Origin of the sequence: Campylobacter sp. US53 (assembly GCF_004378995.1) — a bacterium.
GTDB classification, from domain to species: domain Bacteria; phylum Campylobacterota; class Campylobacteria; order Campylobacterales; family Campylobacteraceae; genus Campylobacter_D; species Campylobacter_D jejuni.
In genome coordinates, this window is the sequence record NZ_RYYH01000002.1 from 82,553 (window position 1) to 105,810 (window position 23,258).

General features: G+C 31.1%; 27 protein-coding genes and 5 tRNA genes. 15 read left to right on the forward strand and 17 right to left on the reverse strand.

The features are described 5' to 3' along the window. The 6 genes from tkt to ELQ05_RS02570 are packed head-to-tail and all read left to right on the forward strand — an operon-like array spanning position 1 to position 5,781. Entirely contained in the window at positions 1-1,899 is a 1,899-nt protein-coding gene (tkt, locus tag ELQ05_RS02545; protein WP_070316582.1) for a transketolase, read from the forward strand. Position 1,900: 1 nt separating this feature from the next. Continuing rightward, the gene (locus ELQ05_RS02550) at positions 1,901-3,010 is read left to right on the forward strand and encodes an ABC transporter permease (RefSeq protein ID WP_134239922.1); all 1,110 of its coding nucleotides are present in this window, start codon (positions 1,901-1,903) and stop codon (positions 3,008-3,010) included. Next, positions 3,011-3,733: an ABC transporter ATP-binding protein gene (locus tag ELQ05_RS02555; RefSeq protein ID WP_070300793.1), complete on the forward strand. Its 723-nt coding sequence runs from the start codon at positions 3,011-3,013 to the stop codon at positions 3,731-3,733. 2 nt (positions 3,734-3,735) lie between these two features. After that, entirely contained in the window at positions 3,736-4,626 is an 891-nt protein-coding gene (locus ELQ05_RS02560; protein WP_070316584.1) for an MlaD family protein, read from the forward strand. Beyond that, on the forward strand, positions 4,626-5,225 hold the full coding sequence (locus ELQ05_RS02565) for an ABC-type transport auxiliary lipoprotein family protein (protein ID WP_070316585.1): 600 nt from the start codon (positions 4,626-4,628) through the stop codon (positions 5,223-5,225). The genes ELQ05_RS02560 and ELQ05_RS02565 overlap by 1 nt, the downstream gene beginning before the upstream one ends. 55 nt (positions 5,226-5,280) lie before the next feature. After that, on the forward strand, positions 5,281-5,781 hold the full coding sequence (locus ELQ05_RS02570) for a flagellar FLiS export co-chaperone (protein ID WP_002871263.1): 501 nt from the start codon (positions 5,281-5,283) through the stop codon (positions 5,779-5,781). Positions 5,782-6,150: 369 nt separating this feature from the next. Here the strand turns inward: ELQ05_RS02570 and map are convergent, their stop codons facing one another. The 6 genes from map to ELQ05_RS02600 form a co-directional block, all read right to left on the reverse strand. Beyond that, entirely contained in the window at positions 6,151-6,909 is a 759-nt protein-coding gene (map, locus tag ELQ05_RS02575; protein WP_002868878.1) for a type I methionyl aminopeptidase, read from the reverse strand. Positions 6,910-6,918: 9 nt separating this feature from the next. Further along, positions 6,919-7,662, reverse strand: a complete 744-nt coding sequence (gene murI / locus ELQ05_RS02580) for a glutamate racemase (protein WP_070316586.1) — start codon at positions 7,660-7,662, stop codon at positions 6,919-6,921. A gap of 1 nt (position 7,663) precedes the next feature. After that, the gene (locus tag ELQ05_RS02585) at positions 7,664-8,125 is read right to left on the reverse strand and encodes a C40 family peptidase (RefSeq protein WP_070316587.1); all 462 of its coding nucleotides are present in this window, start codon (positions 8,123-8,125) and stop codon (positions 7,664-7,666) included. A gap of 8 nt (positions 8,126-8,133) precedes the next feature. Beyond that, positions 8,134-9,303 (reverse strand): Na+/H+ antiporter NhaA, encoded by a 1,170-nt coding sequence (gene nhaA / locus ELQ05_RS02590; RefSeq protein WP_038816441.1) that lies wholly within the window; start codon positions 9,301-9,303, stop codon positions 8,134-8,136. Then, entirely contained in the window at positions 9,300-10,448 is a 1,149-nt protein-coding gene (gene nhaA / locus ELQ05_RS02595; protein WP_070300797.1) for a Na+/H+ antiporter NhaA, read from the reverse strand. The genes nhaA (ELQ05_RS02590) and nhaA (ELQ05_RS02595) overlap by 4 nt, the downstream gene beginning before the upstream one ends. A 141-nt stretch (positions 10,449-10,589) precedes the next feature. Then, complete coding sequence (locus tag ELQ05_RS02600) at positions 10,590-10,772, reverse strand: YjfB family protein (RefSeq protein WP_002856010.1); 183 nt, start codon at positions 10,770-10,772, stop codon at positions 10,590-10,592. 330 nt (positions 10,773-11,102) lie between these two features. Between ELQ05_RS02600 and ELQ05_RS02605 the strand changes: the two genes are divergently transcribed. From ELQ05_RS02605 to ELQ05_RS02645, 9 genes are all read left to right on the forward strand, one after another. Next, positions 11,103-11,306 carry a hypothetical protein gene (locus ELQ05_RS02605; RefSeq protein WP_096702743.1) on the forward strand — a complete coding sequence of 68 codons (204 nt, stop codon included), beginning with the start codon at positions 11,103-11,105 and terminating at the stop codon, positions 11,304-11,306. Between the two features lie 347 nt (positions 11,307-11,653). Next, on the forward strand, positions 11,654-13,744 hold the full coding sequence (locus ELQ05_RS02610; protein WP_096702745.1) for an FTR1 family protein: 2,091 nt from the start codon (positions 11,654-11,656) through the stop codon (positions 13,742-13,744). Next, the gene (locus ELQ05_RS02615; protein WP_002778842.1) at positions 13,741-14,280 is read left to right on the forward strand and encodes an iron transporter; all 540 of its coding nucleotides are present in this window, start codon (positions 13,741-13,743) and stop codon (positions 14,278-14,280) included. Before ELQ05_RS02610 ends, ELQ05_RS02615 begins: the two co-directional genes overlap by 4 nt. An 81-nt stretch (positions 14,281-14,361) precedes the next feature. Next, positions 14,362-15,765 (forward strand): Fe-S-containing protein, encoded by a 1,404-nt coding sequence (locus tag ELQ05_RS02620; protein WP_096702747.1) that lies wholly within the window; start codon positions 14,362-14,364, stop codon positions 15,763-15,765. Continuing rightward, complete coding sequence (locus ELQ05_RS02625; RefSeq protein ID WP_096702749.1) at positions 15,755-17,044, forward strand: ABC transporter permease; 1,290 nt, start codon at positions 15,755-15,757, stop codon at positions 17,042-17,044. Before ELQ05_RS02620 ends, ELQ05_RS02625 begins: the two co-directional genes overlap by 11 nt. After that, positions 17,034-18,152, forward strand: a complete 1,119-nt coding sequence (locus ELQ05_RS02630; protein ID WP_096702751.1) for an FtsX-like permease family protein — start codon at positions 17,034-17,036, stop codon at positions 18,150-18,152. The genes ELQ05_RS02625 and ELQ05_RS02630 overlap by 11 nt, the downstream gene beginning before the upstream one ends. Then, entirely contained in the window at positions 18,149-18,802 is a 654-nt protein-coding gene (locus ELQ05_RS02635) for an ABC transporter ATP-binding protein (RefSeq protein WP_079862120.1), read from the forward strand. Before ELQ05_RS02630 ends, ELQ05_RS02635 begins: the two co-directional genes overlap by 4 nt. Then, a complete protein-coding gene (locus ELQ05_RS02640) occupies positions 18,799-19,287 on the forward strand; it encodes a TlpA disulfide reductase family protein (protein WP_070316595.1) in 489 nt (162 codons plus the stop codon). Before ELQ05_RS02635 ends, ELQ05_RS02640 begins: the two co-directional genes overlap by 4 nt. Continuing rightward, entirely contained in the window at positions 19,248-19,751 is a 504-nt protein-coding gene (locus ELQ05_RS02645; protein ID WP_070316596.1) for a conjugal transfer protein TraF, read from the forward strand. The genes ELQ05_RS02640 and ELQ05_RS02645 overlap by 40 nt, the downstream gene beginning before the upstream one ends. A gap of 9 nt (positions 19,752-19,760) precedes the next feature. Here the strand turns inward: ELQ05_RS02645 and ELQ05_RS02650 are convergent, their stop codons facing one another. The 11 genes from ELQ05_RS02650 to ELQ05_RS02695 all read right to left on the reverse strand — a co-directional run bounded on the left by ELQ05_RS02650 (position 19,761) and on the right by ELQ05_RS02695 (position 23,195). After that, a complete protein-coding gene (locus ELQ05_RS02650) occupies positions 19,761-20,198 on the reverse strand; it encodes a DUF411 domain-containing protein (RefSeq protein WP_002858990.1) in 438 nt (145 codons plus the stop codon). A 279-nt stretch (positions 20,199-20,477) separates the two neighbouring features. After that, complete coding sequence (locus tag ELQ05_RS08530) at positions 20,478-20,624, reverse strand: hypothetical protein (protein WP_240692701.1); 147 nt, start codon at positions 20,622-20,624, stop codon at positions 20,478-20,480. Then, the gene (locus ELQ05_RS02655) at positions 20,599-20,925 is read right to left on the reverse strand and encodes a hypothetical protein (protein WP_240692702.1); all 327 of its coding nucleotides are present in this window, start codon (positions 20,923-20,925) and stop codon (positions 20,599-20,601) included. Before ELQ05_RS02655 ends, ELQ05_RS08530 begins: the two co-directional genes overlap by 26 nt. A gap of 83 nt (positions 20,926-21,008) precedes the next feature. Further along, positions 21,009-21,093 (reverse strand) — tRNA-Leu (locus tag ELQ05_RS02660). 5 nt (positions 21,094-21,098) lie between these two features. Next, a tRNA-Arg gene (locus tag ELQ05_RS02665) sits at positions 21,099-21,175 on the reverse strand. A gap of 14 nt (positions 21,176-21,189) precedes the next feature. Continuing rightward, positions 21,190-21,266, reverse strand: a tRNA-Arg gene (locus ELQ05_RS02670). A 4-nt stretch (positions 21,267-21,270) separates the two neighbouring features. After that, positions 21,271-21,347: transfer RNA gene (locus ELQ05_RS02675), tRNA-His, on the reverse strand. Positions 21,348-21,371: 24 nt separating this feature from the next. Beyond that, a tRNA-Pro gene (locus tag ELQ05_RS02680) sits at positions 21,372-21,449 on the reverse strand. 42 nt (positions 21,450-21,491) lie between these two features. Continuing rightward, entirely contained in the window at positions 21,492-22,340 is an 849-nt protein-coding gene (locus ELQ05_RS02685) for a DNA ligase (protein ID WP_070316597.1), read from the reverse strand. Then, positions 22,340-23,002, reverse strand: coding sequence for a glycoprotein CgpA (cgpA, locus tag ELQ05_RS02690; protein WP_052794987.1), 663 nt, complete (start codon positions 23,000-23,002; stop codon positions 22,340-22,342). Before cgpA ends, ELQ05_RS02685 begins: the two co-directional genes overlap by 1 nt. Further along, positions 22,992-23,195 (reverse strand): hypothetical protein, encoded by a 204-nt coding sequence (locus ELQ05_RS02695; protein ID WP_002839177.1) that lies wholly within the window; start codon positions 23,193-23,195, stop codon positions 22,992-22,994. The genes cgpA and ELQ05_RS02695 overlap by 11 nt, the downstream gene beginning before the upstream one ends. Between the last annotated feature and the right edge of the window lie 63 nt (positions 23,196-23,258).

Genomic DNA, 23,258 nt, shown 5'->3' on the forward strand with positions numbered 1-23,258 from the left:
ATGGACATTCAAATTTTACAAGAACAGGCAAATACTCTAAGATTTTTAAGTGCCGATATGGTGCAAAAAGCAAACTCAGGACACCCAGGTGCACCTTTGGGCTTAGCAGATATTTTAAGTGTTTTAAGTTATCATTTAAAACACAATCCTAAAAATCCCACTTGGCTAAACCGTGATAGACTTGTATTTTCAGGCGGACATGCAAGTGCTTTGCTTTATAGTTTTTTACATTTAAGTGGCTATGATTTAAGCTTAGAAGATCTTAAAAATTTCCGCCAACTTCATTCTAAAACCCCAGGACACCCTGAAATTTCAACTCTTGGAGTAGAAATCGCTACAGGTCCTTTAGGACAAGGCGTTGCCAATGCTGTAGGCTTTGCTATGGCGGCAAAAAAAGCACAAAATTTACTAGGTAGCAATTTAATCGATCATAAAATTTATTGTCTTTGCGGAGATGGAGATTTACAAGAAGGCATTTCTTATGAAGCTTGTTCTTTAGCAGGACTTCACAAACTTGATAACTTCATACTCATTTATGATAGCAACAATATCTCCATAGAAGGCGATGTAGGTTTAGCCTTTAATGAAAATGTAAAAATGCGTTTTGAAGCACAAGGATTTGAAGTTTTAAGTATAAATGGACATGATTATGAAGAAATTAATAAAGCCTTAGAACAAGCTAAAAAATCCACAAAACCTTGTCTTATCATCGCAAAAACAACTATAGCAAAGGGTGCAGGAGAGCTTGAAGGCAGTCATAAAAGCCATGGCGCACCTTTGGGTGAAGAAGTGATTAAAAAAGCCAAAGAACAAGCAGGTTTTGATCCAAATATCAGTTTTCATATCCCACAAGCAAGCAAAATCCGCTTTGAAAGTGCTGTAGAACTTGGGGATTTAGAAGAAGCAAAATGGAAAGATAAGCTTGAAAAAAGTGGTAAAAAAGAACTTTTAGAAAGGCTATTAAACCCTGATTTTAGCAAGATAGCTTATCCTGATTTTAAAGGAAAAGATCTTGCGACAAGAGATAGCAATGGTGAAATTTTAAATGTTTTAGCTAAAAATTTAGAAGGATTTTTAGGTGGAAGTGCGGATTTAGGCCCTTCAAATAAAACAGAACTTCACGGTATGGGAGACTTTGTAAAAGGTAAAAATATCCATTTTGGTATCAGAGAACACGCTATGGCAGCGATTAACAATGCTTTTGCAAGATATGGAATTTTCTTACCATTTTCGGCAACTTTTTTCATCTTTAGTGAGTACTTAAAACCTGCCGCAAGAATAGCAGCCCTAATGAAAATCAAACATTTTTTTATTTTCACACACGACAGCATAGGCGTGGGCGAAGATGGCCCAACACACCAGCCTATAGAACAACTTAGCACTTTTAGAGCTATGCCAAATTTTTTAACCTTTAGGCCTGCTGATGGGGTAGAAAATGTCAAAGCTTGGCAAATAGCCCTAAATGCTGATATACCGAGTGCTTTTGTGCTTTCACGCCAAAAACTCAAAGCTCTAAATGAACCTATTTTTGGAGATGTAAAAAATGGAGCGTATTTACTCAAAGAAAGCAAAGATGCTAATTTTACACTTTTAGCAAGTGGAAGTGAAGTTTGGCTTTGTTTAGAAAGTGCAAACGAACTTGAAAAACAAGGTTTTGCTTGTAATGTTGTTTCCATGCCTTGTTTTGAACTTTTTGAAAAACAAGATAAAGCTTATCAAGAAAGATTGTTAAAAGGTGAAGTTATAGGCGTTGAAGCAGCGCATTCTAATGAACTTTATAAATTTTGCCACAAAGTGTATGGCATAGAAAGTTTTGGAGAAAGTGGTAAAGACAAAGATGTGTTTGAACACTTTGGATTTAGCGTTTCAAAGCTTGTAAATTTTATCCTTAGCAAATAAAATGAATACAAATTTCAAATTTCAAAATAACACTCTTTTTATCTTTGGAATTTGGGATAAAACAAGCATTTATAAGTTAAAAATAAAAGATTTTTTAGCTTTGATTCAAAGCAAGGAAGTGATTTTTAATTTTAAAGATCTAAAAGCAATCGATACCGCTGGAGTGAGATTTTTCCTTGCTTTGGAAAATGATCTTAAAGATAAAAATATTAAAATCACCAAAGAAGGCTTAAATTCAAGCTTTCAAACCCTTTTTGAACTTTGTGAAAAAAACTACCAAAGACTAAGCAAAACAAAAAAATCACATAAAAATTTCAGTGAATACTTTATCGATCTTGGAAAATTAAGTTTAGAACTTTTAAAAATTTTAAGAAAATTCATCAATTTTACAGGAGCTTTTTTCACAAGTCTTTTTTTATGCCTTAAAAATCCTAAAAATTTTCGCTTTATTGCTTTTTTATATCATATAGAAAATTCTGCTTTTAAAGCCTTGCCTATAGTTATTTTAACTGCTCTTTTAGTAGGAGTGGTTTTAGCCTATCAGGCTGCTTATCAACTCGCACAATTTGGAGCCAATATTTTCATAGTGGATTTGATGGGAATTTCAGCCACTAGAGAACTTGCACCTTTAATCGCTGCCATAGTGATCGCAGGAAGAAGCGCAAGTTCTTATACCGCACAAATTGGAGTGATGAAAATTACTGATGAAATTGCAGCTATGAATACTATGGGTTTTCGCTCTTTTGAATTTATTATTATTCCACGTGTCATGGCTTTGGTAGTGGCCATGCCTTTAATCGTTGCCGTTAGCGATGCAATCAGTATTATAGGTGGAATGATGGTTGCAAAATTAAATCTTGATATTTCTTTTGTCGAATTTTTAAGACGCTTTAGAGAAGCTGTCGATATAAAACATATCTTTATAGGACTTGCAAAAGCACCTATTTTTGGATTTTTAATAGGACTTATTGCTTGTTTTCGTGGTTTTGAGGTAAAAAATACTACACAAAGCATAGGAATTTATACAACAAAAAGCGTTGTAAATGCTATTTTTTGGGTGATAGCTTTTGATGCTTTATTCTCCGTTATTTTAACTTCTGCAGGAATTTAAATGGTTATTAAAGCACAAAATATCATTACAAAATTTGGAGAAAAAATTGTCCATAATGGCGTAAGTTTTGAAATCAAAAAAAACGAAATTTTTGGTATTTTAGGAGGTAGCGGAAGTGGAAAATCCGTCCTTTTAAAACAAATGCTTATGCTTGAACATTTTGATGGTGGAGAATATGAAATTTTAGGCTATAAACTTAAAAATATCAACGAAGAAGATGGACTTACTTTGCGTAAAAAATGGGGTGTGGTTTTTCAGTTTGCTGCACTTTTTAGCTTTTTTAATGTTTATGAAAATATCGCCATTCCTTTAAAAGAATACACTCATTTAGATGAAAATAGCATACAAGAACTGGTTTTAATGAAGCTAAAAATGGTAGGCTTAAACGAAAGTGTTTTAAAACAATTTCCAAGCGAACTTAGTGGCGGTATGCAAAAAAGAGTGGCAATTGCTAGAGCTTTAGCACTTGATAGTAAATTGCTTTTTTTAGATGAACCTACTTCAGGACTTGACCCTCATAGTAGTCGTGAATTTGACGATTTGGTTTTAGAGTTAAAAAAAAGTTTTGATTTAAATATCATTTTGGTTACACATGATAAAGAAAGTATGAAAAATTTACTCGATCGCTTTATCATTTTAGAAAATAAAAAAGTTGGATTTTGCGGTACTTATGAAGAATTACGCCTGCAAAATGAACGACTTTTTAAAAGATTTATGGAGTAAAAGTGGAAAATAGAGCAAATTATTTTTTTGTAGGACTTTTTGTTTTTGGGGTATTTTTTGCAAGCCTTGGTTTCATACTTTGGCTTGGTGGATACTCTAAAGAAGAAAGTTTTAAGTATTATGAAATTCACACACAAGAATCCGTTGCAGGACTTGGCATAAAAGCACCTGTAAGGCTTTTGGGTGTGGAAGTAGGTAGCGTAGAAGAAATCAGCATTTACAATCAAGATGAACTCGGCGTTAACATACGCATCAAGGTCAAAAATAACACGCCTATAAAAGAAGATACTTTTGCTACTTTGCAACTTCAAGGTATCACAGGACTTAAATTTGTCCAACTTCAAGGCGGAAGTAAAAATAGTAAAGATCTAGTATCTATCCACGGAAAACTTCCAGTCATTCCTTTTAAAGAAAGTTTTTTAGCAACCATAGACAGACAAAGTGAACATATTTTTTCTTTGGTTAAAACGGCCGATGATAAATCAAAAGAACTTTTAAGCGAAAAAAATCTTAAAAATCTAGAAATCCTTTTGCAAAATCTAGCAGAATTAAGTGCAAATTTAAACGCTAATTCTAAAAATTTAAGCCTTAATCTTTCAAACGCAAGTTTAAAAATAGGAAAAATGGCTGATAATATAAGCCTTAGTGCACAAAATTTCAACTCTAGTCTTAAAGACATAAAAGAAAGTACGATGATTTTAAAAAAATTCATAAAAAAAGCTGATGAAAAATTAAACACTTATGATGATATTAAAGCATCTTTGATGCAAAATTTAGAGCTTTTTAAACGAGTTTTAATTGAAAGCAATATTCTAATAGAAAATTTACAAAACAGCCCTGCTGATTTGATTTTTAAAGAAACCAAACCTAAACTAGGACCAGGAGAAAAATAATGCTAAAGCAATTATTCTATATTTTGACTTTTATTTTTATGTTATGCGGATGCTCTTTAAGACACGAAACCATCAATAAAAATGAAAATATCATATTAAAAGACGAAGGAATAGACTCAAATATTTTTTTTAAAAAAACCAGTAAAATTCTTAAAATTCGCAATGCAAATGCACCTTTGTATTTAAACTCGCGAGCTATTGTTTATATAGATAATGGTTTTAGCAACAAATACGCACATTATTTCTGGGGAGATTTGCCAAGCAATCTTTATTCTTTTTTAATTTTGTCAAAATTTGAACAAAGCAATATTTTTACAACCTTACTTTCTTCAACAAGCTCTTTAAGCGCGGATTATGCTCTTGAAAGCAGGATTAACTCTTTTGAGCAAATTCTTAATAACAATGAAAACTACGCTCAAATTTCTATAAGCGTAAATTTCATAAATCTTGAAAACAATCAAATAATAGCTCATAAAATTTTCAATACTAAAGAAAAAATAGAAAAAAAAGATATCCGCTCTACTTATGATGCTTTTCAAAAAGCCTTGAATAAAATTGGCAATGAGATTGTTTTTTGGGTAAATTCTAACTTATCCTAATTTAGGAACACTTTTTGCTTTTTAAATATTTAGCAATATTTTTGAAAGGTAAACAATGAAAAGTGATTTAGATATATTTAAAAAACACTTAGGCGAAATTCAAAGCGTGAATGAATTTAAAGCAAATCAAATTTGCTCTCAAATCAATGATGCAAATGATTTTATAGGAGCACTTCAAGTACTTGATATGTCTTTAAAAAAAATAGAAAAAAGCATTCTAGAAAGAATAGATGAAAATTCAGATGATATGCAAAAAAGAACTCTTGATGCCACAGCATCACAACTTATACAAAACTGCTCTTTCATGGGAACAGCCCTTTTTGGAAATATTTTCAATGTTTATGTTGGTAAAAAACTTTTTGAATTTGAAATTGCTAATCCGCTTTTAATTCTTCAAACAAGTAATTATGAAGGTGTATTGGCCTATATACAAGATAAAAGAGATGAAATAAAAATCATTCTATCAGAATTAGCAACCGCAATTACTATGGGCGAAACTATGGATAATGCTGGAATTTATAACTCTACAATGGATTTTAAAAATTTATTTAAATAAGAATAGTAATCGTTTGTTCTCTTTAAGCAAATATAATATATTTTAGCTTAAAGAGATTTTCCAAACTCTTAAAAGAGAGTTAGGCTACGAATAAAAAGGGGGAGGGAAATAGCCTAACCCAAACGAGATCTTAAAAGATCTCTTTAAACTAAAATAAATATTTAGATAATTTAATAAAAATTATTAAATTATCTAACCATATTTATGTTTTAGTTTAATACGATGTGACATTTTATTCTAAAAACACTTAATCTGCTATAAAAATATCATTTAGTAACTTAAATTATTAAAGAATATTACTACAATATTATTTAAAAAATTTTAAATTTTTAGAATTTTAAGAAAAAAATATTATTTTATAATTTAATATCATATCATAGAAAGAATTTCAGCACGCCCATTAATCACGGCAACACAATGTTCATAATGAGCCGCATTCAGCCCATCAATACTTCCAGCATCCCATTTTCCATTATAATGCTTTGGTGTTCCATCTTTTTGGCATATCATAGGCTCTATGCAAAACACCATTCCATTTTTAATTTTAGGGCCACTTTTTGCACTCGCACCTTTTTCTAAATAGTTTAAAATTTCAGGCTCTCCATGGGGCTTTCGTCCTATACCATGCCCGCAATATCCACGAAGCGGGACAAAACCTCTTGCATGGATAAATTCGCCTAAAGCAGCTGAAAGTTCCTTAAAACGCATTCCATCACGAATAATATCTATAGCATGATATAACGCATCTTTAGCACAAGAGATTAAAGCTTTATCAGTGGGTGAAACTTCTCCTATAGCAATAGTTCTTGCTGCATCCCCATAATACCCATCAATCAAACTTCCCACATCAAGACCTAAAATATCACCCTCTTTGATAATTTTATCATCTGGAATTCCATGGATACAAACTTGATTTAAAGATGTGCAAATGGCACCTGGAAAACCATAAAGTCCCTTAAATGATGGCTTGGCGCCAAGGCTTAAAATATAATCTTCTGCCATTTTATCAATTTGTTTTAAGCTCATTCCTATTTTAATTTCATTCTCTAAAAAATTTAAAGTTTTTGCTACAATTTGATTTGCTATTCTTAATTTTTCTATTTCATCTGGTTTTTTCAATTCTATCATTTTATTTCCTTATAAATTTAGCCAAATTTTAGCAGTATTTTTTAAAGATTCAATATCGCTTGAAGCATAAAAATGTAATCTTGCTTTATGATTTTTCAAATCTATATTTTCTCTTTCTTTAAGAAATTCAACTATGGCATCTCCTGAATGAATTAATTTTGTTTTATCGCCAAAATACTTACTTAAAGAACGACCTAGTAAAGGGAAATGAGTGCAAGCGAGTATCAAAGCATCTGGAGTTGTGATATTTTTAAAATAATACTCCATAGCACTTTGCAAAAAATCTCCTTCAAAAATACCTTCTTCAACCATAGGCACAAAAAGCCCTGTAGCTAAAGCATTTATATTTGTATATCCTTGGGATAATAAACGCTTTTGGTATTCTTCTGATTTAATGGTTGCTTTTGTTGCAATGACTAAAATTTCTTTATTTTTATCATGCAAAGCTTTTATCGTTGCTTCAACCCCTGCATCAATTACACCATATACTGGAAAATGTGCTTTTGTCCTTAAAGCATCTAAAGCATAAGCACTAGCAGTATTACATGCAATGATAAGCATATCAATTTGAAATTGTTCAAAAAATTCCAATGCTTCAAGACAGAACTTTATAATAGTATCTTTATCTTTTACTCCATAAGGAACTCTTGCGGTATCTCCATAATAGATAATTTCATCAAAAAGTCTAGCTTCATAAAGAGATTTTAAAACGCTAAGCCCCCCTACCCCGCTATCAAATACACCTATTTTCACTTTAATACCTTCTTGCTCCTATATAACGAGCCTTCCAATAAGAACTATTTAGCTCGACTTCTTTTACTCCACCTTTAGTAGATAAATGTATAAATTTTCCCTTGCTCATATAAATACCAACATGCATACCATTTGGCCCTCTACCTGTCTTAAAAAATACCAAATCTCCTGTTTGCAATTTTGATTTAGAAACTTTTCTCCCAGAACCTAATTGAGTTTTTGTGGTGCGAGGTATGCGTATATTAAGCTGAGCTAATGCACTCTGTGTAAATCCTGAACAATCAGCACCTTTTTTAGTAATTCCACCTAAAACATAAGGAGTTTTTTTCCATTCATGTGCTATAGTCTTAAGTTTTGTTTCTTTATTTGTATTATAAATTGGACGAGTATAGTTTAAATTCTGATAAAAACTACATCCGCTTATAAAGAATATAATCGTGATGATGAAAAAAATATGCCTCATCAGTCCCCTTAAGATCGAGCAGCAAAGAATTTAAGATAAATAAAACCCCAAATCCCAGAACAAAATGAAGCTATGAGAATAGCTAAATTATCTGCATAATTAAAAATATCGCTAACTTCATACGCCAAGCCATCGATAAACAAACTCATTGTAAAACCAATTCCTGTAAGTATACAAACCCCATAAAGTTGTTTCAAATTTGAACCTTGGGGCAAGGCTGCAAATTTAAAACGGATTGCCAAATAAGAAAACAAAAATACACCCACTTGTTTACCCACAAAAAGCCCCAAGAAAATACCTATACTTACACCTGAAAAAATTGCTCCTATATCGATATTGGATAAATTTACTCCAGCGTTAGCAAAAGCAAATAAAGGCAAGATAACAAAAGCGAGCCAAAATTTTAGACTTTCATAGATTTCTTCTAAAAATGCTTCTCCATTTTTAGTTTGCATCGGTATAAAAAATGCTGTTATGATTCCAGCTAAAGTTGCATGCACACCACTTTTTAAAACACTAATCCAAAGAATAACTGAGCAAATAAAATAAAAAGACTTTCTTGTTATTCCTAAAATATTTAAAACAAGCATTGCCAAAATAGCAATTCCTGCAACGACAAAAGCAACTATTGATAATTTTGTCGTATAAAAAATAGCTATAATTAAAATAGCACCCACATCATCAAAAATAGCCAAAGAAAGTAAGAAAATTTTTAAACTTGATGGAATATGCTTGCCACACATCATTAAAATCGCTAAGGCAAACGCTGTATCTGTAGCTGTAGGTATAGCCCAACCTTTTAAAGTATAAGCATCTCCTATATTTACCAAAGCAAACAACATCGCAGGTATAAGTATACCTCCTAAAGCAGCCATAAAAGGTAAAACAATATTTTTAGGATTTTTAAAATCCCCGTGCAAAAATTCCTTCTTAAGCTCAAGCCCTATAGCAAAGAAAAATATAGATATAAGCCCATCATTTATCCAAAGTAAAAAAGGCTTATTAAGCTCAAATTCACCTACGCTAAATCCGACTTTTAAATTTAGAAATTCTCGATAATGTTCGCTAAAAGATCCATTTTGCACAAGCAAAGCAAGCAAAGTACAAACTATAAGTAAAACACCACCAAAAGCCTCGTTTAAAACTAAAGTTTTTAATTTATGTACTATATTATTCATTTAACAATCTTAAGATAAATAAAACCAACAATGGCACTTAAAAAACTAGCTATTAAAATAGCAAGTTTATCCGCATGTTCAAAAATATCACTATTTTTATAAGCCAAACCATCAATAAACAAACTCATCGTAAAACCAATGCCTGTTAAAATACATATACCATAAAATTTTCCATATTTAATATTTTCAGGTAGTTTTGCAAGCTTAAGTTTGATAGCAATAAAACAAAAAGTAAAAACACCTAGTTGCTTTCCTAAAAATAATCCTAGAATAATTCCAAGACTTACAGGCGAAAATACCGAACCAAGATGCATATCTCGGATATCAATCCCAGCATTAGCAAAAGCAAATAAAGGCAAGATAAAATAAACCACCCAAGGATTTAAATCCTTAAGAACTTCATGCAAATAAGGTTTTTTATTTTTTGTATCAAGCGGTATAAATAAAGAAATGATCACACCAGCCAAAGTCGCATGTACTCCACTTTTAAGCATAGCTATCCACAATACAACACCTACTAACACATACAAAGAAAGATGGGTGATGTGATAATAATTTAACAAAAGTAGAGCAAATATACAAAACAAACAAATAATAATCGCCAAAGCTGAAAGCTGATCTGTATAAAATAAAGCAATGATAACAATAGCGCCCAAATCATCAAAAATAGCTAAAGAAAGTAAAAAAAGCTTTAAACTTGTAGGAATTTTATTTCCTAAAAGCATCAAAATACCCACTGCAAAAGCTATATCGGTTGCTGTAGGTATTGCCCAACCTTTCATAGCAAAACCATGGGAATAATTAATAGCAGCAAAAATTAAAGCAGGAGTAATCATACCCCCCAAAGCTCCAAATATAGGTAAAGATACAGCTCTTATATTTTTAAGCTGTCCGCGTAAAATTTCATATTTTAACTCAAGCCCTATACATAGAAAAAATATAGCTATCAAACCATCATTTATCCATAAATCCAACGACTTTGAAATTTGAAAATGATCAAATCCTACTGTAAAATTAGCATGAAAAAAATCTGTATAAATAACACTTAAAGAAGAATTTTTACACAATAAGGCTAAAAATGTAAAAAATATAAGCAAAATACCAGGGAAAGTTTCACTTAAAACCATCTTCTTTATCATTTGCATCCTTGCTCCTAAATAAATATTATAAAAATTTAATACGATAAATAAAATGGCAAAATTATAACGAAAAAATACTAAAGAAATAATTATTTAAAAAAACAAGCTCAAGATACCAACAAGTTCTTAAGCTTGTTCTTAAGATATTTAAGCGTAAATATCCAAACCACTAGAGCTAGAAACTTGTGGAGCGGAGGCTTGAGAGACACCTTCCATACCTTCGATGAGTTCATTCATCAATGCCTCGTTTGTGTCCATAGATTTTTTCAAAACTGAAGTATTAACAGCAGTCATTAAATTAGCATTACCCATAGAAACATCTGAAACCATATCATCCTCCTTTTAGATTGAGTCTTAAGACTTTATTTAAATCGGATGATATTTTTAAAACTTAATATTTTTTACTAAACTTTTTAAAATTTTTCAAGGAAACCAATATCTGAAATTAAAAATCATAAATTTTTTAAGATAAAATCCTATTTTAAAAATTTTTACACTATGAAACAATAAGCAAAATATAAATGGTTGATACTTTTAGAAGCAAATGAAATAGATAAAATTTTACTTCAATAAATTTAAGTTTTATCTTATTTATACGATTTATAATATAATCAAAAATTACAACTTAAAAAGCTATTGCAATTATATAGGAGTTTGCTAATGTTACTTAATACACCTTGTAGGGGAATAGTAGATACAAATTTTGAAAGTAAAAGAATTAATATAACTTCAACTTTAAAATTTCAAGAAAAAAAAGAAAAAGTAGAAGCTAAAGCTGAGAAAGAAGAAGCAAATAAAGACAATAGCAATTCTACAAACACGGATACCAACAAAAAAGATAAACTTTTGGATATATCTGCTTAATCTAAAATATGCTATAACCATCTCCTTGAAGAATACAATAAATGATTTTTTGATTTTTATTAAGCTTTTAAAACATCAAAAAAGGAAAAATTAAAAATGCAAAAACAATATCCCAAAGTGCATAGCTTAAAAGAAAACCTTGCGATACTTAAAAACAACCCATATTAAATCACAAAAATAAGATATATTTAAAAATTTATTAAAATATATCTTAAATACAATTAATAAAAAATATTATCGATACAAAAGCTTATTTTTTAGTTCTATTTAAGATTTTTAATATTATACTAGCCATTATTTATTTTGATAATAAATATTATTTTTATCAAAAACTAAGGATAATGATAATGAAAATTTTTAAAATTATATTTTTAATTATAAGTATTTTTTTATCAAGCTCAGCTTTTGCTAGAGTAGATGATTATATTAATGAAGCAAATCTTATCAAAGACATGCTAAAACAAAGCATAGAAACTTACAAAAAGGGTGATAATCTAGGTGCTAAAAAGCTTAGCGAAGATGCGTATTTTCAACATTTTGAAAATATGGAAGGCCCTATAGGAAGAAACATAGGAAGAAAAGCCATCACCATGGAGCGTAAATTTGTAAATTTGCGTCGTATGTATAAAGATGAAGCTCCTTTAACACAAATTAATGCTTTAGTGGATAGCCTTTATTATGATCTTGATGAAGTAGCCCCTATTTTACAAAATGGATATCGTTTAAAAGCAGAAGCAAGCGATACAAACTATGATAAGACTAAAGCTGAAAAATCAAGCCTAGAAGCCAATGCCAAACGCGAAGCTGATGCAGAAGCTTTAATCGCACAAATGATGGGTGTAGATAAAAAAGATTTAGCACAAAGTTCTTTAACCACCCAAGCTCCTATACCTGCAAACGACGACACAAGCAAACTTACAGATGATAATGCAAGCGCTGATTTACAAGCTGCCGCTGCAATGGACGCAAGATTGCAATTTATACTAGATAATATCTCTACCAAATTTTCACAGGCAGCTAATGCTTTTAAAGAAAAAAACTACCAAGCTAGTAAAGATTTTTTAAATGATGCCTTATTTAGTGATTATCGCAATACCAAAGTAGAAATTTTAGTAAATAAATTTACCAAAGCAGGAAACGATCAAAAAATTCAACAAGCCATACGCACCCTTATACGCCAAATCAACGATGCAAAAATAGATGAAAAAGGCTTAAGAGATGGCTTAGATAGCATAGAAGAACAAATTTTTGATGTTTTCTTACAAATTCCAAATTCAGAACTTTCAAGTTTGCAAATTTCAGGCTTTAATGATGAAACAAAAGGCAAAGATTATACCAAAGTTTCTAATGATATCAAACTTGCTTTAGATGAAATTTTAAAAAATTATGATGGCTTTAGTGCTTCTATAGTAGATGATTTACAAGGAATTTATCTAGATATTTTTGAAGCAAGCGGTATGGAAAATAAAATCGGTGCTGTAGATAGTGGCTTAAAACTTAAAATAGAAAGTTTATTTTCCAAAGGTGTGGCACTGATTAAAGCAAGTGCAGATAAAAAAGAGCTTGAAGCTACTTTTAATGACTTAGAACAACTCATAGCAAGCAGTGTGGATAAAATTCAAGATTCTACTCCTTATTCGCTGTTTATATGGGCTTTAGGTATTATTTTGCGTGAAGGCTTGGAAGCTTTGATTATCGTTGTAGCCATTGTTTCTTATCTTGTGCAAAGTGGTAATAAAAATCGTCTAAATATCGCCTATAGTGCTCTTTTTACAGGAGTGATTTTAAGTTTTGTTACCGCTTTTGGAGTTTCTTGGCTATTTAAAGAAAATGCGGGACAAAGTAGAGAGCTTATAGAGGGTATTACCATGCTTATAGCCGTATTGCTACTCTTTTATGTGGGCTTTTGGTTACTTTCAAACGCACAAAATAAAAAATGGACAAGCTTTATCAAACAAGGTGCTATAGATGCCATATCAAACAATAGTGCAAAAACCCTTTGGATCACCGTATTTTTAGCTGTTTATAGAGAAGGTGCAGAAACTGTGCTTTTTTATCAAGCCTTGCTTTTTGATGCTAAAACAAGCACTGATTTTGGTGCTGTTTTTGGCGGGCTTGGACTTGGAATTTTAATACTTATTGTTTTATATTTTCTTTTAAAAGCAGGAGCCATTCGCATACCTGTAAAACAATTTTTCTATATCACTTCTTACATTATTTTTTACATGGTTTTTGTTTTTACAGGCAAAGGCATAGCTGAACTCATAGAAGGAAAAGTCATTATTCCTAGTCTTATACCTATGAATTTTGAACCGATTTTATGGCTTGGAATTTATCCTTACTATGAAACCTTAATCCCTCAATTTATAGTTTTGATCATGCTAATTATTGGCATTTTAATAACAAAACAAATTTCAAAAAAAGGAGTAAAATCATGATAAAAAAAGTTTTATCAGTAGTTGCTGCAGCTGCGGTTATTAGTACAAATTTATTTGCAGGCGAAGTGCCAATCGGTGATCCAAAAGAACTTAATGGTATGGAAATAGCCGCTGTTTATTTACAACCTATTGAAATGGAACCAAGAGGTATTGATTTAGCTGCGTCTTTAGCAGATATTCACCTAGAAGCTGACATTCACGCACTTAAAAACAATCCAAATGGTTTTCCAGAAGGTTTTTGGATGCCTTATTTAACCATAGCCTATGAACTTAAAAATACCGACACAGGTGCAATTAAACGCGGAACTTTGATGCCTATGGTGGCTGATGATGGTCCTCACTATGGTGCAAATATCGCTATGGAAAAAGATAAAAAAGGTGGCTTTGGCGTAGGAAACTATGAACTTACTTTTTATATCTCAAATCCAGAAAAACAAGGTTTTGGACGCCATGTTGATGAAGAAACAGGCGTGGGTAAGTGGTTTGAACCTTTTAAAGTAGATTATAAATTCAAATACACAGGCACGCCAAAATGATTTTACACTCGGATTTTCCGAGTGTTTAAATATTTTTATTTTTATTGAAAAATTAAAATAACAATGTTTAAAGAGTAAATTATGAGTATATATTTTGTGCATTTTCTTATCAGTGTTTTACCGCTAAGTATTTTAATGGCCTTTATCACTCCTGATAAAAAATATATTTTTAAAAGTTTTTTAGTAGTTTTTTTGGGCTTTTTATTTGGATATTTTGCTTTTTTTATCGCAGCACAATTTTTAAAAACCGAAAATTTAATCTTTAATTTTGATTTTGTTTTTATAGGTTTATTGCTAGTAAGCTTTATATTTTATTTTTGGAAAAAAATTGAACTTTTAAATTTTATTTTATTGGGAAATTTAAGTTTTTGCACCGCTTTGCATTATTATTTTTTAAGTCAAGATTTCCCTATTTTTACTAGCTCTTTAATCGATAGCGAAAGTATAAGTTCTTTAGGTTTTATTGCTTTAGCCTTGCTTGTTTGTATTTTGATTTTCTTCTTTTTAAAATGGCAAAAAAATTTTAATCAAAAAACAAGCTTTATGCTGTTTTTACTGCTTATCCTTATGGAAAGCGATAAAGCTCTAGCCAATATCTTGCTTACTTTAATGCGAAATTCCATCATAGAAACTCATACTTTTTTGGTGAGTTTTGTAGGAAAAAGTAATTATTTTGGTGTTTTTGGAATTTATGTTTATTTAATTTTCATCGCTTTTTTAGCATTCTTAAGCTTAAAAATTCGCAAAAAAAATATAAGCAAAAAACAAATTTTAGATATAAATTATCGCAAAAACGAAGCTAAAACAAGTCTTATTAATCGTTATTTTTCCAGTGTTTTTATCTCCTGTGTTATAAGTTTTTGCATTATTTTATACTTTTTTATGGTAAGCTCTAAGCCTTTAACCATAGATGAGCCTAAAGAAATTTTACCCGATAAGAATGGCAAATTTATCTTTGATATAGCTCTTTTAAGGGACAACAAACTCCACCGCTTTGCTTATATCAGTGCTGAAGGCAAGGTGATAAGGTTTTTTCTTATCAACAAAAGAGAAGATAGGGATTCTCCTGTAGCTGTTTTTGATGCTTGTATGATTTGTGGAGATATGGGCTATATCAAAAAAGATGGACAACTCATTTGCATTTCTTGCAATGTGCGTATTTTCTTACCTAGTGTAGGCAAAAGCGGGGGTTGCAATCCTATCCCACTCAAATACGAATACGATGGTAAAAAAATCACCATAGATGTTAAAGATGTAATAGCAGGATCTAATTATTTTAGTCAAATCAAGGAAATTGAAGTGCAAGATCCTGTATCAAAAACAAAGGTTATAAACACCCAAGCTCCTTTTTCTTATAGCTATAAAGGGATTACTTATTATTTTTCAAATCAAAACAACTATGAAGAATTTAAAAAAGATCCTATAAAATATGTAGAAGAAAACGAAGCCCAATTTTTAATCCAAAGGAGAAACGATGTTGGCTAAAATGATTTTTAACTCTATATTTAAAAACAAAATTCAAAAATTTTTAGCCTTTCTTACTTGTTTTTTAGCCACGCTTTTGCTCTCTACTATGCTAAATATTACCCTAAGTATAGGCGATGAAGTAACTAAACAACTCAAAAGCTATGGCTCTAATATCCTTGTTTTACCCAAAGGCTCAAGTCTTAGTATAGAAATAGGTAATGAACTTTATGAACCCTTAAAAAACAAAAACTACCTAGAAGAAAAAAATTTATATATGATTAAAGACATTTATTGGCGTAACAACATCACCGCACTTGCTCCTTTTTTAGAAGGTAAAATCGCAATTGAAAACTCCCAGCAAAAAGCACTTATTTATGGCACTTACTTTCAAAAAGCCATAAAAATTAAAGATGATGATGATTATATCACAGGTATAAAAAGTCTTTATCCTTATTTAGCAGTCCAAGGAGAATGGGCAAAAGATGATAGCAATGAAATCATGCTAGGCGAAGACTTTGCTAAAAACAATAAACTAAAATTAGGAGATACTATCAAACTCATAGGAGAAAACAATCAAAGCAAAGAAGCAAAAATCGTAGGCATTTTACTTCATGCCAATCCTAAAATGTCAAATAAAATCATCACTCCTTTAAATTTAGCTCAAGATTTACTCAACAAACAAGGGCTTTACTCAAGTGCAGAAGTAAGAGCTTTTACCATACCTGAATCAGCCCTTTCTGAAAAAGTGCGTCGCATGGGCGAAGAAAAATTAGATCAGTTAGAATATGACAAATGGTATTGCTCAGCTTATGTAGGCTCAATCGCTAGTCAAATTAGCGATGGCTTACCAGGTGCTGATGCAAAAGCTCTAAATGCTATAAGCGATGCTCAAAGCTTGGTGGTTAAAAAGATCCAATCCTTAATGGGCATTACTTGTATTATTTGTCTTATTGTTGCAAGTATTGCGATTTCAAGTCTGATGAGTTCTGAAATTCATCGTAGAAAAAAAGAAATAGGACTTTTAAAAGTGCTTGGTGCTAATACTTTTCAAATTTATCTCATCTTTGCTAGTGAAAATTTAATCGTAGCTTTATTTGCTGCTTTATTTGGATTTATTTTTGGCACAGCACTTTCTCAAATCATCAGTCTTAGTATTTTTGGATATTTTATTGATATAGCCTTTGTAGCTTTACCTTTAAGCTTTATTTTTGCAGGACTTATTGCCTTGCTAGGTTGCTTGCTTCCTATCAAAAATATCACACAACTTTCAGCCGCAGGAGTGCTTTATGGTAGATAAGTTTTTCCTTAATGAACTTTTTAAAAGCATTAGCTTTTCTTATCAAAGACTTTTTATTATAGTTTTAAGTGTTTTTATAGGAGCACTTACTTGCTCAGCTTTTTTAAATATTTATTTTGATATTGACACCAAACTTTCTAAAGAATTAAAAGCTTATGGAGCAAATGTAATGATAAGTCCTAAGCAGGATGAAAATTTTATCTCCAATGCTGAGTATGAAAAAGTAAAAGAAAAATTAAAGGCTAGAGCTTTAACTCCTTTTTTGTATGATTTTTTAAATTTAGGCAGTACAAGCGGAGTGGTTTTAGGCACTGATTTTAGGGCTTTAAAAATCACTAAACCTTTTTTAGAAGTTAAAGAAGGAAGCTTTTCTCTAAATGATTTTGATGAAAATTCAGCCTTTTTAGGGGTTAATTTAGCCAAGCAACTAGGCCTAAAAACAGGCAATGAACTTCAAATTTACAATCCAAGCAACGGAAAAAGCACAAAACTTACCATAAAAGGCATACTTTCAAGCAATGATGAATTTGATAGCATTGTTTTAGCTCCTTTAAGCGTGGTGCAAAATTTAAGCGATAGAGCCGGTATTAACTATGCTAATGCTGTAGTTTATGGAAATTTTGATGAAGTTAAAGCCAAAACACAAGCAATCAGCAATGAATTCATCGATGCAAAACCTATATCTTCAGTATCCTTAAGTGAAGGTTTAGTGCTTGGAAAAATCAAAGCTTTAATGTTTTTAATCATACTTGTAGTATTGATCATAGTCACTACTAGCGTTAATACGACCTTAAGCTCTATTATATTTTCTCGCAAAAAAGAAATCGCACTGCGTTTAGCCTTGGGTGCGAAAAAAAGTGAAATTTTTAAACTTTTTGCTAGTGAATGCTTTATAGTAAGTTTTTTTGCTAGTTTAATCGGAGCTTTTTGTGGGATATTTTTAGCCAATGTCTTTGGTTATTTGATTTTTAATTCTAGTATTGATTTTAGATTTATAGCTGTTTTTATAGCCTTAATCATTTCTTTGATTTTTGCCTTTTTGGCTGCATTTTTTCCTATAAAAAGAGCATTAAAAATCAATGTGTGTGAAAATTTGAAAGGTGAATGATGAAAAAAGAACTTATTAAAATAAACAACTTAAATAAAGAATTTGGCAAAGTTAAAGCCTTAAACAATATCAACTTAAGCGTCTATGAAGGAGAATGGCTTGCCATCATGGGTCCATCAGGAAGTGGAAAATCAACGCTTTTAAACATACTATCACTCATGGATACTCCAAGCTCTGGAGAGTATATCTTAGACAATGAAAACCTAGAGCAAATGGATGAGGAGCAAAAAATCACCTTGCGTCGTGAAAAAATAGGGCTTGTCTTTCAACAATTTCATCTTATCCCCTATCTTAACGCTTTAGAAAATGTTATGCTCTCTCAGTATTATCACTCAAGCGTAGATGAAGAAGATGCCAAAATGGTTCTTGAAAAAGCAGGACTTTCGCATAGACTCACTCATTTACCTAGCCAATTAAGTGGCGGGGAACAACAAAGAGTTTGCATAGCAAGAGCTTTAATCAACAACCCAGAGCTTTTACTCGCAGATGAACCCACAGGAAATTTAGATGAAGCCAATGAACAAATCGTTCTTCAAACCTTGCAAAAATTAAAAAATGAAGGCAAAACCATAGTTTTAATCACACACAATCCTGATTTGGCTAAATTCGCAGATCGAACCCTTATTTTACAACATGGGGTGTTAAAATGAAAAAAAGCCTTTTAATCTTAAGCATTTTGTTTTTGCTCAATGCTTGTTCTTTTGAAAATTCAAAAGATACTGGAAAAGTTGGAGAAAAAAGCGCTGAAATTTCAGCTAAAGATACCTTAGGAAAAGCTGTAAAACTTGCTGATGATAACACAAGTTTAAAAATCTTAGTCTTTTTTCAAAATGGCTGCCCTTCTTGCTTAAAAGAACTCCCTTCTTTAGATGAATTCATACAAAATCACCCCAATAAAATCAGTGTTTATGCTATAAATTCCATCGATAATGCCAATGTGGTTAAGGTTTTAGCCGAACAATTTGACTTTAAAAATGTAAAAGTTTTAAAAGACGATCTTAAAATCACCAATGATCGTTACGCTGTGTTTGCAACCCCTACTACCATCATCATTAAAGATGGGATGATAAAAGATAGAATTTTAGGAGAAAAACCATGGGAATTTTTCGAATCCAAGCTTATTTCTTTGCTTTAATCATAGCTTTATTTTTTGTAGCTTGTGATAGTGGAGAAAATTTTAAAGCTTTAAATAGCGATAAAACCTATAATTTTGCCTACAATGGTTTTGAAAAAAGCCTAAAACTAAATGATAAAGCACAAAATTTTGCCTTAGTATTCTTCACAAAAGATTGCGGAGTTTGTAAAGAACAAATTCCTATTTTACAGAATTTGGCTAAAAATTATGATTTTAGTATCTTTGTGGTTTTAGGTGATGCAAATGATGCAAATGATGCAAAAACTTGGGCTGATGAAAAAGGTTTATCTAATTTAGCAATGTTTTATGAAAAAAGAGCAGCTAAATACCTTTCAAGTGCCATTGGGGAAATATATGGAGTACCTGTGCTTAGTTTTTTCAAAGAAGGAAAAATGGATGAAAAATTCATAGGCTTAACTCCTTATAGCATACTTGAAAAAGAAATCAAAAAAGTAAAAAGCTAAAAATTTACTTTAAAGCTTTTTATCTCCTATAAAATATCCATAAAGCTCATAGCTTCCATCTTTTTTCATCAAAATTACAGGATATTTTTCACTATAACCTTGTTCCATTCCTGGGCTTCCTTGCGGCATGCCAGGAGCTGAAATTCCTATAACATCTTTAGGTTTGTTTTCAAGCAACCATGCTATAGCACTTTCAGGAACATGCCCTTCAATAGCATAGCCTTCGATCACACCTGTATGGCAACTTTGATACTCATCTTTTATACCCATTTTTTCTTTGATTTTAAGAAAATCATTGGTTTTATGAACACTAACCTCATAACCCTTAGCTTTCATATAATCAGCCCAAAGATCACAACAGCCACAAGTAGGACTTTCATAAACTTGTATTTCCTTAGCCTGCGTAAGAGTGAGTAAAAAAAGAATGGTTAAAATTGTTTTTTTCATAATTGCTATCCTAAGTAAAAAATATATAATAATACTTTTATAAAGTTAATATCATCACATTTTTAACACTAAAAATGAATTTACAAAAATTTAATCAAGAAAAGATTTTAATGAGTGCTGATTTTGTCTTTACAGCAAAGATATAAAAGATAAAACGATTTAAAAAAACTAGAAATTTTTAACTTAAAAAGCTTAAAATTTAGATATATTTTATACTATGTTTTTTATAATCAAAACCTTTATGGTGTGAAAGCTCTAAAATAATAGAGCTTTCAAGTATTATTTGAAATTATAGTGCTTTGAAGAGATATCAGAACGACAATTAACATCATTGCTTAATTTTATAGGTCTATCAAGATGATCACATTCAATATCCCATTCAGCAGCCCAATTTGTTTTTCTATCTACAACTAAGAAAGAATTCATTATAATAGACAGTCTTTCCTTTTGCTATCCTTTGTTTCATTACTTTAAAACTGCCCCTTTGAATAACATTATATTGTTCTGGATCATCTTTTTTGATACTTTCTATAGCATAAATCTCTAAGTTATCAGTGTTAAATTGATTTTTCATTTCTTCTTTAGCATCTTCTAAAGCTATTTTTGCATAGGCATCATCTCCTCCTGATACTTTAACTAAATTAGAATCATGTATAGCAATAACACCTGCAAATGCTGAAACACTTAAAGCAACTAAAGCTGCTAAAGCTAAACCTAATTTTTGCATTTCATCTAACAATCATAAGAAATTTTAAAATGAAATAAAAATTTATGAGAAATCAACTCTTGTTTGAAAATGATAAAAGTAAGTGGTGCGGATGAAAGGACTTGAACCTTCACGCATTGCTGCACCAGATCCTAAGTCTGGCGTGTCTGCCAATTTCACCACATCCGCTAAAGTGGTACGCCCAAGAGGATTCGAACCTCTGACCTACGGCTTAGAAGGCCGTTGCTCTATCCAGCTGAGCTATGAACGCATATAAAATCTTGGTGGTGCGCCCGATAGGAATCGAACCCATAACCTACAGATCCGAAGTCTGTCGCTCTATCCAGTTGAGCTACGAGCGCTTAGTGGGGTGAGTGATGGGAATTGAACCCACGACCCTCAGGACCACAATCTGATGCTCTAACCGACTGAGCTACACTCACCATTTTGTATAAATTTATAAAAAATGGTCGGGGTGAAAGGATTCGAACCTTCGGCCCCTTGGTCCCAAACCAAGTGCGCTAACCAGACTGCGCTACACCCCGAATAAATAAAAGGAAATATTTTATCACAAAATAATTTTAAAGTCAAGGATTTTCATCTCTTATTCTTAAAAAAACCGGAAAGCGAGGTAAGGAATTTTTGGTCAATCCATTAAATTTATAAGTCACAATACTACCAATTTTTGGAGGATTTTTTCTATCTTCATCTTTTAAACCACTGCCTATTTTAATGATTTGTCCATTAGGCATTTTACAAAGTAAGGCACCTACTTGATTTTCAAATTTACCCTTGCCCTTGCGAAATCCTACCAACTCACATTCTGCATCATCATAGGGTTTTAATTTCATAGCATTTTTACTTCTGCCTTTTTCATAAGGACTTAAATTTTTGCGTATAACAATACCTTCACCTTGATTTTTTATAATGCTTTTGTAAAATTGATTTAAATTATTTTGATTTTCAACTGGAATTTGAGGAATAATTTTTATATAGGCACTAGGATATTTTTGTAAATACTCTTCTAAAACAGCCAGACGATTTTTAAGAGTGCAAGTAGAAATTTGAAATTCTTCACAAGCATTTGGCACATCAAAAATATTATAAGTTACTTCCTTCCATAAGGTCAAATTGCTATCGCCACTACGAATTAAAGCTGAAATTTCATCAAATTTATTTCTTGCTATCCAAAGCTCACCATCAATAGCAAAAGGAGGGAAATTTTTTGTAAAAAAGTCAGGAGTTTTTATTTGGTAATTTTGGCGAGTTTTTAGATATTTTCCATCCCAAATTCCACGCACCCCATCAAGTTTTTCGCTCATCAAATAAGCATTAAAATCTTTAGAATTAAAATCTTGCTTATCGAATTTGTTAAGAAGTAAAATTTCATTAGCAAAAACTAAACAAGCACAACATATTAAAAAAATAAATCTCATCAAAGCAGATTAATCATATATCCAGTTGCATCTTTTTGAATATTATAATTATAAGTTCCATCAAGATATATTACAAGTCGATAATATCCTTTATGAGATCCAAAGTCTATGCGTTTAAAAATAGAATTGCTAAGGCGTATGTTTTTTGTAGGGCTAATCAAATTAGATCTAAAATCTATAACGATTTTACTTGGATTTCCTACTGAAAAATCTGTGATCATTTCATCACTAGTGTTAAGTTTTATTTTGTTTTTATAAACCGCGTAAGAAATAAAATCATAAATCTTTGCAACCTGTAAAGGTATTTCAACATTGGCTGTTGAGTTTGATTCTTGTTTAGAGCTATTTTTTTCAGGTATAGTAACTGAAACATCAAGTACTTTTGAAGGATCAGGGCTTTTAAATCTTGATATAGTATAAGTATCGTGCCAATCAATACTTTTATTGACATCTAAATCGATCTTATCTTCACTTCCGTCTAAATTGATATAATTAAAAGTGATGCTTTTTAAAATTCTTGCACTAGAATTAAATTTAACTTCCTCTTTTTGAAATTCAGGTGGAGCAACCAAGGTTATATTTTGATCTGCCTTGAAAGGATTTTCATCAGCATATAAAAGAGAGGTAAAAATAAAAAATATTGCCAAAATTCTAGTTTTCATTTGGGTATAATCCTTTTAATTCAAAATAATCTTTTTGTGCTTTAGCATTTTGTTCTTTGAGCAAAATAATCTTTTTATTAAGCTCTTCTTTGGTATTTTCTAAGCTTAATAAAGTGTCTAAAGAATACTGCCCAAAAAACATATTGCCAAAATAAATCGCTCCAATTACAACAAGAAAAGCCCAAAAAATCATTTTTATAACATGGGTATAAAAACTTTTTTTTCTTGTGCTTTCGTCGTATTCTTTAAGTAAATC

Bases quoted from the DNA above. Each gene is read 5' to 3' on its own strand.
- tkt (WP_070316582.1), top strand. From the start codon at position 1: ATGGACATTCAAATTTTACAAGAACAGGCAAATACTCTAAGATTTTTA.
- ELQ05_RS02550 (WP_134239922.1), top strand. From the start codon at position 1,901: ATGAATACAAATTTCAAATTTCAAAATAACACTCTTTTTATCTTTGGA.
- ELQ05_RS02555 (WP_070300793.1), top strand. From the start codon at position 3,011: ATGGTTATTAAAGCACAAAATATCATTACAAAATTTGGAGAAAAAATT.
- ELQ05_RS02565 (WP_070316585.1), top strand. From the start codon at position 4,626: ATGCTAAAGCAATTATTCTATATTTTGACTTTTATTTTTATGTTATGC.
- ELQ05_RS02570 (WP_002871263.1), top strand. From the start codon at position 5,281: ATGAAAAGTGATTTAGATATATTTAAAAAACACTTAGGCGAAATTCAA.
- map (WP_002868878.1), bottom strand. From the start codon at position 6,909: ATGATAGAATTGAAAAAACCAGATGAAATAGAAAAATTAAGAATAGCA.
- ELQ05_RS02585 (WP_070316587.1), bottom strand. From the start codon at position 8,125: ATGAGGCATATTTTTTTCATCATCACGATTATATTCTTTATAAGCGGA.
- nhaA (WP_038816441.1), bottom strand. From the start codon at position 9,303: ATGAATAATATAGTACATAAATTAAAAACTTTAGTTTTAAACGAGGCT.
- nhaA (WP_070300797.1), bottom strand. From the start codon at position 10,448: ATGCAAATGATAAAGAAGATGGTTTTAAGTGAAACTTTCCCTGGTATT.
- ELQ05_RS02600 (WP_002856010.1), bottom strand. From the start codon at position 10,772: ATGGTTTCAGATGTTTCTATGGGTAATGCTAATTTAATGACTGCTGTT.
- ELQ05_RS02605 (WP_096702743.1), top strand. From the start codon at position 11,103: ATGTTACTTAATACACCTTGTAGGGGAATAGTAGATACAAATTTTGAA.
- ELQ05_RS02610 (WP_096702745.1), top strand. From the start codon at position 11,654: ATGAAAATTTTTAAAATTATATTTTTAATTATAAGTATTTTTTTATCA.
- ELQ05_RS02615 (WP_002778842.1), top strand. From the start codon at position 13,741: ATGATAAAAAAAGTTTTATCAGTAGTTGCTGCAGCTGCGGTTATTAGT.
- ELQ05_RS02620 (WP_096702747.1), top strand. From the start codon at position 14,362: ATGAGTATATATTTTGTGCATTTTCTTATCAGTGTTTTACCGCTAAGT.
- ELQ05_RS02625 (WP_096702749.1), top strand. From the start codon at position 15,755: ATGTTGGCTAAAATGATTTTTAACTCTATATTTAAAAACAAAATTCAA.
- ELQ05_RS02630 (WP_096702751.1), top strand. From the start codon at position 17,034: ATGGTAGATAAGTTTTTCCTTAATGAACTTTTTAAAAGCATTAGCTTT.
- ELQ05_RS02635 (WP_079862120.1), top strand. From the start codon at position 18,149: ATGATGAAAAAAGAACTTATTAAAATAAACAACTTAAATAAAGAATTT.
- ELQ05_RS02640 (WP_070316595.1), top strand. From the start codon at position 18,799: ATGAAAAAAAGCCTTTTAATCTTAAGCATTTTGTTTTTGCTCAATGCT.
- ELQ05_RS02645 (WP_070316596.1), top strand. From the start codon at position 19,248: ATGGGAATTTTTCGAATCCAAGCTTATTTCTTTGCTTTAATCATAGCT.
- ELQ05_RS02650 (WP_002858990.1), bottom strand. From the start codon at position 20,198: ATGAAAAAAACAATTTTAACCATTCTTTTTTTACTCACTCTTACGCAG.
- ELQ05_RS08530 (WP_240692701.1), bottom strand. From the start codon at position 20,624: ATGAATTCTTTCTTAGTTGTAGATAGAAAAACAAATTGGGCTGCTGAA.
- ELQ05_RS02655 (WP_240692702.1), bottom strand. From the start codon at position 20,925: ATGCAAAAATTAGGTTTAGCTTTAGCAGCTTTAGTTGCTTTAAGTGTT.
- ELQ05_RS02685 (WP_070316597.1), bottom strand. From the start codon at position 22,340: ATGAGATTTATTTTTTTAATATGTTGTGCTTGTTTAGTTTTTGCTAAT.
- cgpA (WP_052794987.1), bottom strand. From the start codon at position 23,002: ATGAAAACTAGAATTTTGGCAATATTTTTTATTTTTACCTCTCTTTTA.
- ELQ05_RS02695 (WP_002839177.1), bottom strand. From the start codon at position 23,195: ATGATTTTTTGGGCTTTTCTTGTTGTAATTGGAGCGATTTATTTTGGC.